Origin of the sequence: Vibrio sp. Vb2131 (assembly GCF_033338535.1) — a bacterium.
Taxonomy (GTDB): Bacteria; Pseudomonadota; Gammaproteobacteria; order Enterobacterales; family Vibrionaceae; genus Vibrio; species Vibrio alginolyticus.
This window is the reverse complement of the sequence record NZ_JAWOSW010000026.1, coordinates 18,815-34,721: the sequence shown is the minus strand read 5'-3', so window position 1 is coordinate 34,721 and position 15,907 is coordinate 18,815. Positions and strand designations below refer to the sequence as shown.

Here is a 15,907-nt window from a genome sequence, read left to right as displayed (position 1 = left end):
GTATCCGGCAATGCCACCCAAAAGCACAAAGACGATGAGTTGGACATCGTGGAGAACGGCCAACATAAACTTAAGCCTTGTTCACAGCACGCTTAGCAAGAGTGATGGATTTGTAAGCCATAGTAATGCCGACAATCACCAGACCTGCCGCGCCGATTTTGGTTGCCACACCAGATAAGTCGATAGCGGAGAACGGGTCAGCTGCACCACCTTCCGCCGCCATAGCAGGGACAGAAAGCACCGCAACAGTGACGGTTGCCGCCGCTTGTTTACCGAACTTTTTAAGCGCGTTTAGACGTTTCATAACAGATTCCTCAAAGTAGTTTTATTAAACGTATTGCCATCTTGATGGCGTAAGTTGAGAGATATCCGCCAACGAACACCAAGGTGAAACCCAAGCTGAACGCTTGAGATATCTCTCCTGGAGTCAGCTGTGTGTAGCTCATTAACGTGTCATATTCTTGAGCCGTGACCATGACATAACCGCTGCATGAAGCCGCTTCAATATCAGGAACGACAGCGAGAAAACCGTCCGCGTTAGGTAAAGCACACACAGGCATAACGAAATTCCTTATTTAGCCTTTAACGAGGCTTCAAAATGTTTCTTGATGTCGTCATCCACAGGGATGAGTTCTGTCACAATGGCACCTGCCAATGGATCGTCTGGGTTAATCTCCAAACGCAATTGGTATTCACGGCGAGGAACGAGGGCACCTGTGCGCTCAAGTAATAGGGCGTATTGATGATCAATCATCAACGGTTGGTCCCACTGTGGATTCACATCACCGGATTCACCGATAGTGCGGCGTTTGAATTTCTCTGAGTTGATTTCACGTAGAGGACGCGACACGTTCAGTTGAGCACTGTCACCACGTGCTGAGTTCCAAGTGATATCCATGCCAAGTACAAAAACGGATTTAGCCATTTGTTAAGTCTCCAATATGTGAGTCACCAACTTGCCGTAGGTATCGGGGAAGGTGAATTTCGTTCCATCACGGACAAGGGAACCGACCACGGTTTCAATGTCGCCCTCATGGAACTCGATAAGTGAATTAAGGATTTTCCCGTACTGGCGACGCATCCAATGCGCAGAGGCCAACAGGTCTAACGCCGCGCGTTTCGTCGGGACAGGTTTGGTATTGAATTTCTTTGCAGTAGAAATCGAGGCTGCGAAATCATTGAGCGCGGCATACGCGCCAGCTGGATTCAGCAACACATCAACATTCCATTTTTTAAGCTCGACTTCGGAGCGATACCAGACAAGACCCGTGTTCGCGAGTTTCTGCGCAAGCGCCTTGTTGTAGATACGCCAGTAAATGCGCGAGGTACGCGAACCAATCGAGTATTGCTCTTTGGTGTAAATCGGTTTGCCATCTTTGCCGATACTGGCAATGGTCATATCTTCATGAAGCACCGGACCACGGCCACGTTCTGCGGTGCGGAAACAGTCGTCACGCCACGCCTTGTAAGCGTATTCGCAATCAAAAATCCCGTCGTAATCGTCATAGGCCAAGTCAACACGCGCCAGAGTTTGCACACCAAGGACATTAGTCAGCCAGTCATGCAGCGACCACGTAGGACGACGGGCAAATACATGCTTGCATCCCGTTCCGTTGATTTGGAAATGCACCGTGTCATTGTTACCGCCGATACCAACGAAGCCGCAAAAGTCCTCACCATCTGGCGAAGTCAGTTTCATGGATTCGGTGTAGAACTGGAAACCCAAACCGCGAGGTGCTGACAGCGACAAACCAAGCACTTGGTTGGTGAAGATGCGCAAGCAGTCTTCCAAGTAATTGCGATAGCAGATATCAAACGCTTTGTTGTACGCATCAATCTCGTCGGAAGTCTGAGCGACCGTCGGATTAAACACAGGTGGAGCAGGGAACTTAGGTGCACGACAGTGACGCTGTAACAGTCCTGATTTGGCAAAGCCTTTGTATTCCTCATGCTTGTGCAATCGACGAACCGCATCATGACAATGGCGTAAGTCTTTAACAGCAAACGTAAAACACAGGTAATCAATATGAACGCTTTGCTCATCGAAACTTTTAAGGATGTTAGTTGCAGTAGTCATCAAACACCCCCAAATTGATACGTTGTTCAACGGTCGTGTTGGTGATGGACACCAACTCATAAGAAGTGAACTGAGAGGAAGCCCAAGACTCAAGATGAGACATGGATTTAAGCAAATCCCATTCGTCGCAACCTTTGACCAACACAGAAACCGTGTAGTCAGGCAGCAAGTCGTAATAGATGATTTGAGCTTCGTTCATGATTACTGAGCCTCAGCGATTTTTGAAAGAAGAGCGCGCTTTGGTGCGTTTTTGATGTAAACGCGAAGATCATCAAATTCGTTTTGTGTCAGCTTGCCGTCGCTCATGAACTCGTTAAGCATTGGAGTAGCGGATGGATTTTCTTCAATCCAACGCTGAACTTGAGCATAAGAGCTCGCAGGAACGTCAAAATTCGCGCGTCCATAGAAGATAAACGCAATAGCTATGAGCCCAGCTAACATACATAAAAGCTCAAGTGGTTTATTACGTTCCATTTAGGCGACTCCAGTACGAAATATTTCGTATAGTTAATACGAGATTTTTCATAGTGTAAATACGATAAATTCCGTACATATAAGCTAGAATCAAGAAAAGAAATTGAAAGGCAGGATTGGAAAATGTACACAAACAAGCTCATTGACGCTTATAAAGAGCAGATGAACTACGTGCAATACAAACAAATCGCGCCAGACTTAGGCATAAGTCCTCAAATGCTTACTGATGTGCGTAAAGGAAGAACGTATTTAAAAGAAAATCAGATACTTATGCTTGCCGAAGCTATCGGTGAAGACAAAGAAAAGGCTCTGATTGGCTTAGCGATGGATAAAGCAAAAACGCACGAAGCGCAGACACTGTGGCAGAACATAGGAAAAAAGTTTAACGGACTTGGATTATCAAGCATTTCAATGGCTTGTGCTGGATTGGCCTTAGTGATTGCAAGTCCACAGGAATCCCTATATCAGTGCGCATTATGTATATTATGTTAAATTAAATATTGCTGTACGCTAAATGTTGTCTGAGTATGCTCCTATCCCCCTGCAGATTTTAAATTTAAGGGCCTTACTGTGAGCATTAAACATAATCGTTATTTACCATAAAATACTTAATATAGATCTTAATAATCTATCGATTGTTAAGATCTATATTAACGCCTTTTTACTTATTGAAATGACTGTATAGCTTCAAAGATATCTTGTCTTCTAACTGGCTTGGAAATGAATCCGTCCATACCGGCATCCAGGCATTTATCTCTATCGCTTTCTAGCGCATGTGCAGTTAACGCTATAATTGGGGTCCTGAGACCTTTATCTCGAATAAGTCTTGTTGCGGTAATTCCATCCATCACTGGCATCGAGACATCCATGAGAATCAAATCGATTAAATCCTCATTCTCTTCTAAAAATGTTAATGCCTCTGCTCCATGGCTTGCGATATGAACATTATGGCCAAGCTTATTTAAGATAAGCTTTATTACGAACTGATTCGATTCGGTATCTTCTACGACGAGAAGTTCCATTGCTTTTGTCGGTTGATTGGTTTCGATTCTAACTGGACGATTTTGATTACAACGTGTCAAAACTGGAATCGAAATCGTAAAGGTTGAACCAACATGCTCATCACTTTTAACGGCAATCTTTCCACGCATCATTTCGACTAAATGCTTGGTTATTGCGAGCCCCAGTCCTGTACCACCGAAGCGTCTCGTGATGGAACGGTCTCCTTGATGAAATGCCGTAAACAAGTGCTCTTGCTTTGCTTTAGATATACCAATTCCAGTGTCAGATATTGAGATCACAAGTTCAGCATCTTGCTCAGATACAGAAACTTTTACTTCACCTTCGTCTGTAAACTTTATTGCATTCCCTATTAGATTAAACAGAATTTGAGATAACCGCGTGGAGTCAATCCAAAATTGTTTGTCATTAGTGACAGTACAGTTGAGCTTGAATTTAAGATTTTTCTTCTTAGCTATTTGTTTTTGCTGAGAAATAACAAAAGTGACAGTGTCTCTTAAGTTAATCCATTGTTCATTGAGCTGAAAGCGACCTGACTCGATTTTAGAAAGATCAAGAATGTCACTGATTATCGCGAGAAGTAACTCTGCAGAGCACTCCATTTGGCTCAAAGCATCAATTTGTTCTTCTGACAAGGTTGATTGCTTCAGTATATCTAGCATTCCAAGAACGGAATTTAAAGGGGTTCTTATTTCATGACTCATCATCGCTAAGAACTCCGACTTAGACCGGTTCGCAAGCTCTGCTTCTTCTCTTGCTTTAGCGAGCTGAGTTGTTCTTACTTCAACGATACGTTGTAACTTCTCTTTGGTCTCGATATCAATGACCGCCCTTTCAATTAAGGGACGAAACCGCCTCAAGGTTTCCTTATTCTCTATGCTAAAGTGCCCTTTCTGAGCTCCAATAAGTAGGATTACGGTTTGCGTTACTTCTGAACGTATACCAGTTAAAACGACCGAGTTTACATGGCTTTTTATAAAGCTGTTTAAGTTAACAAACTCAGCGAGTTTATCTGGCTCGAACAGTAGAATGCATTCACCATTGAGAGCTCTTTGATAGGCGTTACCGTGTAACCAGGATACATTATCAAATACGCTATTAGTTGATATCAATGTCTTGAAGGGATATCGTTCACCATCACGAGTCAGTACAATAAAATCATCGAAGTTGATGTACTTTTTGAGGACATTGTTTAATCCCGTAAATATCTCATGCCGATTCTTTGCCTCACTCATCGCAGATATCGCGGAAAGAATGGCCTTGTTTTCATCAGCGAGTAGTCGTTCTCTTTGTCTAGCCTGCTTTAGCTCAACTAACGCTTCTTGAAGCGCTTCCTGTTGATATATGTCTAAGTATTTATCTTTCATAAGGTTTATGGAATATAGCCGATGAAATCATCAGGTTTCCATGTCCATTCTCACCACCAATAAATCTACCTTGCTCGCCGAAAGTAAAAGGGCAAATAAAAGGCAAATGTTCTAGTTCTTGGTTAATTTGTTCACAAACGCTATTCATGTCTTGCATTAAGTGCAACATGGGACCTGCGCAAAAGATATTTATCACTCCAATTTTTCGAGACTCTTCTAATTTTTGGTTAAAAGCGGCATTGACGACTTTTGCAGCGCGCGCAACGAGATGCTCACGACTTCCTTTCATTAATGTGAGCTCGTCACCCTCTTCTATTCGTGTAAACAACTCGATTCCACCATCTGGCGTCTCACGGATCGGATGGGATAACTTGTAATATGGGCGATCATAGAGATGACCTGCGATCCGCCCTAATGGATAAGCACTCGAGTTTGTAAACAGCATATTATCTTTACCTACTTGGTTATCCTGGTGATTTGTCCACCTTCTATAAACATTGAGCGCAGGTTCATTATCAATTTCAAGTAAGCATCTATCGTTGGTCTTGGTTGCAACACCTTTGATATTAGTTGGTGTATGCCCAGCGCTGAAAGCGATATCAACAGGTTGAGAGGAGTAAAAGAGAGTTAAGCTTAAACCTGAAGTTTGAGAGCCTTGGGCGGTTATCACAGACCATTTCCCAGCGATGTTATTATCAGCGGCCGAACCACCAATAATTGGAATTAGAGTTCCAAATCTTTCATCTATAGACGCAATGATTGATTCCTCTTGCCCTGGTGTAGCATGAAGTAGAATTAAGTTTGGTACCTCTCCTACACGGTTTGCGTTCTCAAGGGCCATATCCAAAGCCTTGGTGACGCTATCACCTGAGTTGTGATTAGAAATACCAGTACCATAAGCATGAGGACCTGTATCATAAACAGCAAGTGCCGCAATTACTGGTCCTGTATGAAAGCCCTGATCTGTCATTACGGCTTGACATGAACTGGCGCCATGAAAAGGCACACCAGGAAAATGCGCAAGAAACGCTTCTCGAATCAACTCGAAATTGTATTCTTCCGTGTAGTAACACATCACGTAAGACAAGTTCTGTTGTGTCAATTCGGACCTGAGCGTTTTTATCGCTGAGTCTTCATCTTTAATATGAGTAAAAACTGATTGGCAATGCATACGATTTTATAATTGGATATCACTCTGCTGTTATACCATTCCAACCAATTTTCTCTAGGTAAGAAGGTGTTAATTTCATTAATAAGTTACGATTATCTCGTGATAGATCGTATTTATAATTGAACTACAACAATGTTTTCACCTTTTTTAAAGGTGATTTTTTTCGATTCAGGCATGATGTCCCATTCTACTGACTTATGCTTTTCGTTGAGATTGATAAAATCACCAGATTGATTTAGATCAATTTTTAGAGTGCTACTTTCTGTCGTTTCGAGCGAAATTCCCATTGAGTCACGATTAATCGTGATTATTTCTCCTTCAATTGTTACATCGCATCGTTCTTTTTGTGAACAGTCAACGCTATTAACACTCTCGTGTGTAAAGGTACGCCAGAAAAATGCGCCTATTAAAACACTGAGCATGATTAAGATTTGTGCAAGTCGCGCCTTTGTTAACTTTTGTGCAGGCATAATTACTAATATCCTTGTTACAAACTTCAAACTTTTTAAATAAAAAATGATTTCCAGAGGTCCAGTAAGGTTACTACCCTGTCATTGAATTGTTAATTCAAGTATAGTGTCACGCTGAAAATGCCACTTTTTATTAAAGTCAGCAATGGAAATAAGGTGATGATAACACTTGAATTCTAGAGTTTACTTGGGTGGTGTTACGACGCAAGTCGTGTTGGAAGTAAAAGTGTAGTTAATTAGAAATTGGAAGCATGCAAATGAGCCAAGTAAAGCAGCTTGAACAAAACTACAACTATACAGTCGTTCGCCAATTTACCCTTGTGACCATTTTATGGGGCATAGTTGGTATGGCTGTTGGTGTTTTGATTGCCGCTCAATTAGTTTGGCCACAGCTAAACTTTGATACGCCGTGGTTGACGTACAGTCGCTTACGTCCACTGCATACTAATGCGGTAATTTTTGCGTTTGGTACCAGTGCTCTGTTCGCAACGTCTTATTATGTTGTACAGCGCACATGTCAAACACGTCTTTTTGGTGGCCCACTCGTTGCCTTCACCTTTTGGGGTTGGCAAGCAATCATCCTGGCAGCAGCCATTACTTTGCCTCTCGGTTTAACATCGGGTAAAGAGTATGCTGAGCTAGAATGGCCTATTGATATCGCAATTGCGCTAGTATGGGTATCATATGCGGTGGTGTTCTTCGGCACACTAGTGAAGCGAAACACGTCACATATTTATGTGGCAAACTGGTTCTTCGGTGCCTTTATTATCACAGTAGCAGTACTTCACATCGTGAACAGCATGGCTATTCCTGTGTCACTTGGTAAATCTTACTCGATTTACTCGGGCGCAGTGGATGCGATGGTTCAGTGGTGGTATGGACACAATGCGGTAGGTTTCCTACTGACCGCTGGTTTCCTAGGTATGATGTACTACTTCGTTCCTAAACAAGCTGAACGTCCTGTTTATTCTTACCGTCTATCTATCGTTCACTTCTGGGCACTTATTTCTCTATATATTTGGGCAGGCCCTCACCACCTTCATTATACAGCGCTACCAGACTGGACTCAGTCTCTAGGTATGGTTATGTCGCTGGTTCTATTTGCTCCTTCTTGGGGTGGTATGATCAACGGTATTATGACGTTATCTGGTGCATGGCATAAGCTTCGTTATGACCCTATCCTACGTTTCCTAATCGTTTCACTGTCGTTCTACGGTATGTCTACCTTTGAAGGCCCGATGATGTCGATTAAGACGGTTAACGCACTTTCTCACTACACAGACTGGACCATTGGTCACGTTCACTCTGGTGCGTTAGGTTGGGTTGCGATGGTTTCTATCGGCTCTGTATATCACTTGGTACCTCGCCTATTTGGCCAAGAGCGTATGTACTCTGTTGGTCTAGTTAATGTGCATTTCTGGCTAGCAACAATCGGTACCGTTCTTTACATCGTTGCGATGTGGATCTCTGGTGTAATGCAAGGTCTTATGTGGCGCGCGGTTAACTCTGACGGTACGCTAACTTACAGCTTTGTTGAGTCTGTAGAAGCGTCTTATCCGTTCTACTTTGTACGTTTCCTAGGCGGATTTATCTTCCTATCTGGTATGTTCCTAATGGCATACAACACGTACAAAACGGTAAGTGCACCTAAAGAAAGCCTAAAAGCTATCCCACATCCGGCATAAGGAGATTTAAGAATGAGTAATAATTCTAATAATCGCCATGAAATCTTAGAACGTAATGTCGGTTTGTTGGCTATTTTTATCGTGTTTGCTATCAGTTGGGGTGCTCTTGTAGAGATCACTCCTCTGATTTTCCAAAAGCAAACGACTGAACCTGTAGAAAATCTGCGCGCTTACACTCCTTTGGAGATGGAAGGCCGTGATATCTACATCCGTGAAGGTTGTAACGTCTGTCACAGCCAGATGGTTCGTCCTTTCCGCTCAGAGACTGAACGTTACGGTCACTACTCTGTTGCTGGTGAGAGTGTTTGGGAACACCCATTCCTTTGGGGCTCTAAGCGTACAGGCCCGGATTTAGCTCGTGTTGGTGGTCGTTATTCTGACGAATGGCACCGTGTTCACCTGTTAGATCCTCGTGAGCTTGTACCTGAGTCAAACATGCCAGGTTTCCCGTGGCTAGCTGAAAACGTTTTAGACGGTAAGCTAACTCAGAAGAAACTTGAGCTATTTCGTGATCAGTTCGGCGTTCCATACACTGATGAAGAGATCGCGAATTCGGCTAAAGAAGTAGAAGGTAAAACAGAGATGGATGCAATCATCGCTTACCTTCAGTCTCTTGGTCATGCAATGAAGTAAGGGGATCATATGGATTTCGGTACAATTCATAGTATTTATACCGTTGTACTCTTCGCTAGTTTTATTGGCATCGTATGGTGGGCATTTAGTAAAAAGCGTAAAGCACGCTTTGAAGAAGATGCCAACTTGGTGTTTGCTGACGAAGAACAAAAGACCCCTAATAACCAAGGAGTGAAGAAGTAATGACTACATTCTGGAGTCTCTGGATTATCGTGATTACTGTCGGTACGCTAGTAGGCTGTGCGATTCTCCTGACTTGGTGCGCTAAAGATAAAATGGGCGTCGAGGAAGGGGAAGACATGGGCCACGAGTACGATGGTATTCGCGAGCTAAACAACCCTCTACCAAAGTGGTGGACTTACCTGTTTGTAAGCACATTTGTGTTCGCAGCAGTTTACCTTGCCCTATTCCCAGGTCTAGGTAGCTTCAAGGGCTTTTTAAACTGGCAGAGTTCGGCTCAAACCGTTCGCTCACTAGAAGAGTCAAAAGAAGCCATCGCTGCAGCACAAGAGAACAAGCAACTAAACCAATATGCAAAAGAACTGGATGATGCCGACGCTTACTTCGGCGAAGCATTCCGTAAACTTGCGCACAATGACAGTGGTCTACGCCCAATTCCTGAAATTGCGCAAGATCCTGAAGCATTAAAAGTTGGTCAGCGTTTGTTTTTGCAAAACTGTTCTCAATGCCATGGCTCTGATGCACGTGGTCAGAAAGGCTTCCCTAACCTGACTGATGATGCATGGCTATATGGTGGCGAGCCAGCAGCGATCGTTACAACCATCATGCACGGCCGTATTGGTCAAATGCCAGCATGGAAAGATGCCCTTGGTGAGCAAGGTGTTCAAGAAGTTGTAAGTTACACACTTAGTCTATCTGGTCGTAAAGTAAATGCTCGTGAAGCCGCGGCAGGTAAAGCACGCTTCGTAGTGTGTGCAGCTTGTCATGGTACCGATGGTAAGGGTAACCCTGCAGTCGGTGCGCCTGACCTTACAGACCAAGACTGGTTGTTTGGTGACTCTCGTGCAGCTGTAACAGAAACCGTAATGAACGGACGCTCAGGCGTAATGCCTGCGTGGAAAGACATTTTGGGTGAAGATAAAGTTCAGCTCGTTGCCTCATATGTCTGGAGTTTAAGTAACTCAGAGAGTAAGTAACTGAGATATTACGTAACATAGCAATAACAGCCCCTTTCATAGGGGCTGTCTTTCCTTTAAATTTAACGCCTTACATTTTTTCATTTAGCTGTTGAGAACTTTTTTATGGTAAAGCCTTGGTATAAACAATTTTGGCCGTGGTTCCTAATCATCCTTCCTCTTACTGTCGTAGTTTGGACTGTGATTACTGTGGTCGTTTTCTCGAACAACTCTGTTTCTTTAGTCGCCGAGGATTACTATAAAAAAGGCAAAGGCATTAATATCGACATTAGTAAAATGAATGTCGCTCGTGACCTAGGTCTTAACGCTGAGATTTCCTCTGAAAATAACAATGTTGTGATTGTTTTCGCTAAAGGGAAGCTACCTCATTACCCTGCTCTAACGGCCACTTTCACTCATCGTACTCTTCCTGATCGTGACTTCACAAAGCTTGTAACAGCGGATGCATCTGGTAATTACCGACTAAAAGCTGAGGAATCTATTCAAGGACCATGGTTTGTTGAACTACAACCACACGACAAGCAATGGATGATCCAAGGTAAAGTTGAGTTTCCTGCCTCTTCAACACCGTTAATGAAGTAAGCATATGTGTAAATCCTGTTATCACTGCGGTGAAGATGTACCAGCCAACACGGATTTCAAAGTAGAAATATTGGGTGAAATTCGCGACATGTGTTGTCCGGGCTGCGAAACTGTGGCGCAGACTATTGTCGATAGTGGTCTTGTATCATATTACCAATACCGCACTGCGCCTGCAGAAAAGGCAGATCTAGTACCAGAGCAACTCCAAGCTTTAATTCATTATGACAATGCGGATGTACAATCTGAATTCGTACGAAATCGCGAAAATGTTTCTGAAGTAACCCTTTCTTTGGAAGGCGTTTCATGTGCCGCTTGTGCGTGGTTAATCGAAAAGCAAGTTTCTAATACGGCCGGGTTGGTATCTATCCGTGTTAATACAACCACCAATCGAGCGTTACTAGCCTGGGATAAAACTCAGGTACGGTTAAGCGAGCTCCTTTCCGTTATTCATAAACTTGGTTACAAAGCTGCACCTTTTGAAGCAGATAAGCAAGAAGCCTCTTACCATCGAATGATGAAGCAATATCTATATCGGCTAGGTATTGCAGGTTTAGCAACCATGCAGGTCATGATGCTCGCCGTTGCACTGTATCTCGAAGTCTTTGGTGATTTAGAGCCAGAGTTTAAAAGTTACTTTCGTTGGGTAAGTTTGATTTTTGCTACTCCTGTTTTGCTTTATTCCGCTCTTCCATTTTACTTAAACGCATGGCGCAGTATCAAAGGCCGAACCCTTGGTATGGATGTCCCGGTTTCTATCGCGTTGATCTTTGCCTATGTTGCAAGTTTAGTTGCAACAGTAACTGAACAAGGCGAAGTCTTCTTTGAATCTATCTCGATGTTTACCTTCTTTTTGTTAGTAGGTCGATTCTTAGAGATGCGCGCTCGTCGCAAAGCTGCTGCTGCGAGTGGTAACCTTCTTAAGTTGATTCCTGCAATTGCTACAACGCTGGACGGTGATCAGATACCCGTGAAGACGCTAAAAGTTGGCGATCGTATTCGCGTTCTACCTGGTGAACATATCCCCGCTGACGGTAAAGTTATTTCAGGCCGTATTCATATTGATGAATCCATGTTAACGGGTGAGTCAGTGCACGTTGTGAAACGAGAAGGCGATGTCGTCTATGCGGGAACGCTAAACGGAGACGAATCATTTGAACTTGAGGTAGTAAGCTCAAAGGCCGATTCAATGATTTCTAACATCGTGCGTTTACAAGATGAAGCTCAACACTCCAAACCTAAAATTGCGGAAATTGCAGACATTGTCGCCCGTTACTTTGTTGGTGTGATTCTTATTATCTCTGCTGGTACTTGGTTTTACTGGCATCAAACAAAACCAGATGATGCGTTTTGGATCATGCTGTCTGTGTTAGTCGCTACATGCCCATGTGCGCTATCTCTGGCTACTCCGACCGCTCTCACTTGTGCTACCTCTAGAATGGGTAATTTTGGCATTTTGCTTCGTAAAGGCCATGTGTTTGAGACACTATGTAAGATCAACCACTTAGTTGTAGATAAAACAGGCACTCTAACGAAAGGTGATATTGAGATCTGTGAAACAAAGGTACTTAGTGATCTCCCACAGAAAGATTGTCTATCACTAGCTGCAGCTTTAGAGGCTCATGCAAACCACCCTATCGCTCGTTCTTTTGCAACTTACACCAATGATGACTTTATCGTGTCTGACGTGCAAAACGTGATTGGTTCAGGGATTGAGGGTATGTGGAATGGCAAAATCGTTAAGATAGGTAGTGCTGCTTTTGTTCAAGGCAAAGAAAGTGGTGAAAGCCAGGCGGTCTATCTGTCGGTTGGTGGCAAGCATGTCGCTAGCTTTTACTACCGCGACCCTATCCGAAAAGAAAGCAAAGCCTTTATTCAACGTTTTGCTGACGCTGGAATTAAGACAACCCTGCTAACTGGTGATTCTCTCTCAAACGCCCAACCAGTGGCGAATGAAATTGGTATCGATCACATCGTCGCGTCAGCAAAGCCAGAAGATAAGCTTGCATACCTTAAGAGCTTGGACGAAAACAGTATCACTATGATGGTTGGTGATGGAATCAATGACGCGCCGACTCTCGCCGGAGCTCACCTTTCTGTCGCAATGGGCGGTGGTACAGATGTCGCTAAAGCTTCTGCAGATATGACGTTACTTGGGGATAATCTCGAAAAGCTACTAGAAGCACGTTTGCTTGCACTGCGTACAAGAAAGATTATTCGAGAAAACTTGGCTTGGTCTTTGGGTTACAACCTGTTAATTTTGCCTTTGGCGGTCGCAGGTTTAGTGGCTCCCTACATTGCAGTAGTTGGCATGTCTGCAAGCTCAATTATCGTTGTATCTAACTCTTTGCGCCTGCTCAAAGAGAAATAAGTAGAGAAAGCAAACATGGAAAGTCTTTATATATTGATTCCCATCGCTATCGTTCTCGTTTGTGTTGCTGTCGCCGTTTTTCTTTGGGCGGTAAGAAGCGATCAGTTTGAAGATCTTGAACGGCAAGGGCACAACATTCTTCTCGACGAAGAAGACCAATCTAATAGTGATAAAAAGTAGCGACCTTTATGACTCCTGATTTTATCGGTGCGTTGATGATCGGCTTAGTAGGAGCCGGTCATTGTATGGGTATGTGTGGTGGTATCGCGTCTCTACTTACCATGGGCTCTTCTGCTAAAAATAAAACTACCCCTCTTATCCCCCTCTTCTACAACCTCGGACGATTGATCAGTTATACCTTAATAGGTGCATTAGTGGGTGGTGCTATATCAGGTTTATCTGAGCTTAGTGGGTTAACGCACTCTCTTGCTTGGTTAAGGCTGATTGCTGCGTTATTCATGATCCTGGTCGCGCTGTATATTGCTAAATGGTGGCAAGGCTTACTTTTAATAGAAAAGCTAGGGCAGTATATCTGGCGCTTTATCTCGCCGGCAGGGAAGAATCTGTTGCCACTAAAGCATCCTCTTCACGCGTTGCCATTTGGCTTTATTTGGGGTTGGTTACCATGTGGCTTAGTTTATTCAGCGCTTACTTGGTCGGCGGTTTCTGGTAGTGCGATGAACGGCGGCCTAATTATGCTTGCGTTTGGGCTCGGAACGCTACCTGCAATGCTTATTATTGGATACGGTGCCCATCATTTTCAGAAATTACAAAAATCATTAATATTTAGAAATATTTCAGCATTAATCCTTATTGGCTATGGTACGTATACCGCTGTAGGAGCCTTAGCGTTACTCGGTTTCATATAACGTTAAACTCTATTGAGGTGACATTTTTGCTACCCTTTAGGATTAAGCGATGCTAAAATATTGATGTATATCAAATAGTGAAAGGTTGTTATGATTTCTGAAAAACCTGCAACAAAGCGTATCCAATCAGGCGGTTGCGCCATTCATTGCCAAGATTGTAGCATTAGTCAACTGTGTATCCCGTTCACTCTAAATGAGGCAGAACTTGATCAGCTTGACCAAATCATCGAACGTAAGAAGCCTATTCAAAAAGGACAAGAGCTTTTTAAGGCCGGTGATGAGCTAAAATCGCTATACGCTATCCGCTCTGGTACCATCAAGAGCTATACGATCACAGAGCAAGGTGATGAGCAAATCACAGCGTTTCACTTAGCTGGAGACTTAGTCGGTTTCGATGCTATCACTGGTGACTCCCACCCTAGCTTTGCTCAAGCACTCGAAACGTCGATGGTATGTGAAATCCCATACGAAATTTTAGACGATCTATCGGGTAAAATGCCTAAGCTTCGCCAGCAAATCATGCGTTTGATGAGTAACGAAATTAAAGGTGATCAGGAAATGATTTTGCTTCTTTCTAAAAAGAACGCAGAAGAGCGACTAGCTGCTTTCCTTTACAACCTATCAACGCGTTTTTCTCAGCGTGGATTCAGCCCTAGAGAGTTTCGTTTAACTATGACTCGTGGTGATATTGGCAACTACCTTGGTCTTACAGTCGAAACGATCAGTCGTTTGTTAGGTCGTTTCCAGAAATCTGAGATCCTAAGCGTAAAAGGTAAATATATCACTATCTTAGACCACGATGCATTGATGGAACTTGCTGGTGTAACTAAAGAATAATACACCCTAATTATTGATGTAGCTCGAAAATGAGCTACATCATATTTCTCATAAATTCCTTTCGAAAGTCCTCAAAAAGTTCTCCAAACTAAGCTACAGTAAAAATGTACGGTGAGTACTCCAAAATACTGATTTAATTTACATTCAGTATCTGGTTTTGCAATAGAAGTGGGCTTAGTTATGAGTATATACAGTAAGATCCTTGTTGTAGCTGACATCAATAATGATGAGCAGCGCGCACTTGCAAGAGCTGTTCAATTAGCTCAAAAAAGTGTATCTAGAAGCCGAATCACTTTCTTTTTATCCATTTACGATTTCTCGTATGACATGACGTCAATGCTATCAGTGGATGAAAGAGATGCTATGCGTCGAGGTGTCATTCATCAGCGTGAGCAGTGGATGCGTAAAATTGCTCAACCATACCTAAACGATGGCTTCGACTTTGATGTTTGTGTTGTCTGGCACAACCGCCCTTATGAGGCGATTATTGCTGAAGTCTATGCAGGCAATCATGACCTAGTCATCAAAGGCACACGTAAGCATGATGTTTTAGAGTCTGTCATTTTCACACCGACAGATTGGCACTTGTTGCGAAAATGCCCTATTCCAGTGCTTCTTATTAAGAATGCTGCTTGGCCGGAACAAGCAAGTATCCTTGCCTCAGTACATGTGGGTTCAGAAAACCCGACTCATATTGATCTCAACGATACGATGGTCGAGCGATTAAAAGAAATCACCACTCGGCTTGAGGCCAAGCCATATCTTGTTAACGCCTACCCCGTTACACCGGCGAACATTACGATTGAACTTCCTGAATTTGACCCAACGACTTATACCGATGCGGTGCGAGGTCATCATTTAACGGCTATGAAAGCACTACGCCAAAAACATGGTCTTGATGAAGAACAAACGATAGTTGAGCAAGGTTTACCTGAAAATGTCATTCCGGCAGCTGCAGAGCGCTTGAACGCAGCAATGGTTATTTTAGGTACCACAGGGCGAACAGGGCTTTCTGCTGTCTTTATTGGTAATACAGCGGAGCACGTAATTGATAAAATAAATTGCGATGTGTTGGCTCTAAAACCAAAAGGCTACATTAGTCCTCTCGATCCAAATACAGCAACCTAATCTCTCTTTAGTATTGTTATGTATTGAGCGCTTTCAAATAAGCGCTAATAAATCCCCCCAATACAGGGG

Annotated in this window: 20 protein-coding genes; 11 read left to right on the top strand and 9 right to left on the bottom strand. The window is 43.3% G+C overall.

Going from position 1 to position 15,907, the window contains the following annotated elements; all coding sequences use genetic code 11:
• Positions 1 to 70: 70 nt before the first annotated feature.
• The 6 genes from R7E38_RS20960 to R7E38_RS20935 are packed head-to-tail and all read right to left on the bottom strand — an operon-like array spanning position 71 to position 2,551.
• The gene (locus tag R7E38_RS20960) at positions 71 to 304 is read right to left on the bottom strand and encodes a major coat protein (protein WP_015975175.1); all 234 of its coding nucleotides are present in this window, start codon (positions 302 to 304) and stop codon (positions 71 to 73) included.
• Positions 305 to 314: 10 nt separating this feature from the next.
• Positions 315 to 560, bottom strand: coding sequence for a hypothetical protein (locus R7E38_RS20955; protein WP_017447549.1), 246 nt, complete (start codon positions 558 to 560; stop codon positions 315 to 317).
• An 11-nt stretch (positions 561 to 571) separates the two neighbouring features.
• Entirely contained in the window at positions 572 to 925 is a 354-nt protein-coding gene (locus R7E38_RS20950; protein ID WP_017822035.1) for a DUF1293 family protein, read from the bottom strand.
• A gap of 3 nt (positions 926 to 928) precedes the next feature.
• Complete coding sequence (locus R7E38_RS20945) at positions 929 to 2,077, bottom strand: replication initiation factor domain-containing protein (RefSeq protein WP_318082072.1); 1,149 nt, start codon at positions 2,075 to 2,077, stop codon at positions 929 to 931.
• Positions 2,061 to 2,276, bottom strand: a complete 216-nt coding sequence (locus R7E38_RS20940) for a hypothetical protein (protein ID WP_005477640.1) — start codon at positions 2,274 to 2,276, stop codon at positions 2,061 to 2,063. The genes R7E38_RS20945 and R7E38_RS20940 overlap by 17 nt, the downstream gene beginning before the upstream one ends.
• A gap of 2 nt (positions 2,277 to 2,278) precedes the next feature.
• Positions 2,279 to 2,551 (bottom strand): hypothetical protein, encoded by a 273-nt coding sequence (locus R7E38_RS20935; protein WP_213907034.1) that lies wholly within the window; start codon positions 2,549 to 2,551, stop codon positions 2,279 to 2,281.
• Between the two features lie 123 nt (positions 2,552 to 2,674).
• Here R7E38_RS20935 and R7E38_RS20930 point away from each other — a divergent pair, with 123 nt between their 5' ends.
• The gene (locus tag R7E38_RS20930) at positions 2,675 to 3,043 is read left to right on the top strand and encodes a DUF3693 domain-containing protein (protein ID WP_213907033.1); all 369 of its coding nucleotides are present in this window, start codon (positions 2,675 to 2,677) and stop codon (positions 3,041 to 3,043) included.
• Positions 3,044 to 3,216: 173 nt separating this feature from the next.
• Here R7E38_RS20930 and R7E38_RS20925 read toward each other — a convergent pair whose 3' ends face one another.
• The 3 genes from R7E38_RS20925 to R7E38_RS20915 form a co-directional block, all read right to left on the bottom strand.
• The gene (locus R7E38_RS20925; RefSeq protein WP_226084291.1) at positions 3,217 to 4,938 is read right to left on the bottom strand and encodes an ATP-binding protein; all 1,722 of its coding nucleotides are present in this window, start codon (positions 4,936 to 4,938) and stop codon (positions 3,217 to 3,219) included.
• The gene (locus tag R7E38_RS20920; protein ID WP_017634895.1) at positions 4,928 to 6,109 is read right to left on the bottom strand and encodes an FIST signal transduction protein; all 1,182 of its coding nucleotides are present in this window, start codon (positions 6,107 to 6,109) and stop codon (positions 4,928 to 4,930) included. Before R7E38_RS20920 ends, R7E38_RS20925 begins: the two co-directional genes overlap by 11 nt.
• A 113-nt stretch (positions 6,110 to 6,222) precedes the next feature.
• Positions 6,223 to 6,579 carry a hypothetical protein gene (locus R7E38_RS20915; RefSeq protein WP_226084292.1) on the bottom strand — a complete coding sequence of 119 codons (357 nt, stop codon included), beginning with the start codon at positions 6,577 to 6,579 and terminating at the stop codon, positions 6,223 to 6,225.
• Positions 6,580 to 6,836: 257 nt separating this feature from the next.
• Here R7E38_RS20915 and ccoN point away from each other — a divergent pair, with 257 nt between their 5' ends.
• From ccoN to uspE, 10 genes are all read left to right on the top strand, one after another.
• A complete protein-coding gene (gene ccoN / locus R7E38_RS20910; RefSeq protein ID WP_005396488.1) occupies positions 6,837 to 8,264 on the top strand; it encodes a cytochrome-c oxidase, cbb3-type subunit I in 1,428 nt (475 codons plus the stop codon).
• Between the two features lie 12 nt (positions 8,265 to 8,276).
• Complete coding sequence (gene ccoO / locus R7E38_RS20905) at positions 8,277 to 8,897, top strand: cytochrome-c oxidase, cbb3-type subunit II (protein ID WP_005377475.1); 621 nt, start codon at positions 8,277 to 8,279, stop codon at positions 8,895 to 8,897.
• A 9-nt stretch (positions 8,898 to 8,906) separates the two neighbouring features.
• A complete protein-coding gene (locus R7E38_RS20900; RefSeq protein ID WP_005377485.1) occupies positions 8,907 to 9,080 on the top strand; it encodes a cbb3-type cytochrome oxidase subunit 3 in 174 nt (57 codons plus the stop codon).
• Positions 9,080 to 10,054 (top strand): cytochrome-c oxidase, cbb3-type subunit III, encoded by a 975-nt coding sequence (gene ccoP, locus R7E38_RS20895; RefSeq protein WP_005377487.1) that lies wholly within the window; start codon positions 9,080 to 9,082, stop codon positions 10,052 to 10,054. Before R7E38_RS20900 ends, ccoP begins: the two co-directional genes overlap by 1 nt.
• 105 nt (positions 10,055 to 10,159) lie before the next feature.
• On the top strand, positions 10,160 to 10,636 hold the full coding sequence (locus R7E38_RS20890; protein WP_005377489.1) for a FixH family protein: 477 nt from the start codon (positions 10,160 to 10,162) through the stop codon (positions 10,634 to 10,636).
• Positions 10,637 to 10,640: 4 nt separating this feature from the next.
• Positions 10,641 to 13,004 (top strand): heavy metal translocating P-type ATPase, encoded by a 2,364-nt coding sequence (locus R7E38_RS20885; RefSeq protein ID WP_171346169.1) that lies wholly within the window; start codon positions 10,641 to 10,643, stop codon positions 13,002 to 13,004.
• Positions 13,005 to 13,019: 15 nt separating this feature from the next.
• Positions 13,020 to 13,184, top strand: coding sequence for a cbb3-type cytochrome oxidase assembly protein CcoS (ccoS, locus tag R7E38_RS20880; RefSeq protein ID WP_005377493.1), 165 nt, complete (start codon positions 13,020 to 13,022; stop codon positions 13,182 to 13,184).
• An 8-nt stretch (positions 13,185 to 13,192) separates the two neighbouring features.
• Positions 13,193 to 13,873 carry a sulfite exporter TauE/SafE family protein gene (locus R7E38_RS20875; protein ID WP_226084294.1) on the top strand — a complete coding sequence of 227 codons (681 nt, stop codon included), beginning with the start codon at positions 13,193 to 13,195 and terminating at the stop codon, positions 13,871 to 13,873.
• A 90-nt stretch (positions 13,874 to 13,963) separates the two neighbouring features.
• Positions 13,964 to 14,710: an FNR family transcription factor gene (locus R7E38_RS20870; RefSeq protein WP_005377497.1), complete on the top strand. Its 747-nt coding sequence runs from the start codon at positions 13,964 to 13,966 to the stop codon at positions 14,708 to 14,710.
• Positions 14,711 to 14,890: 180 nt separating this feature from the next.
• A complete protein-coding gene (gene uspE, locus R7E38_RS20865) occupies positions 14,891 to 15,838 on the top strand; it encodes a universal stress protein UspE (protein WP_226084295.1) in 948 nt (315 codons plus the stop codon).
• Positions 15,839 to 15,907: the final 69 nt, after the last annotated feature.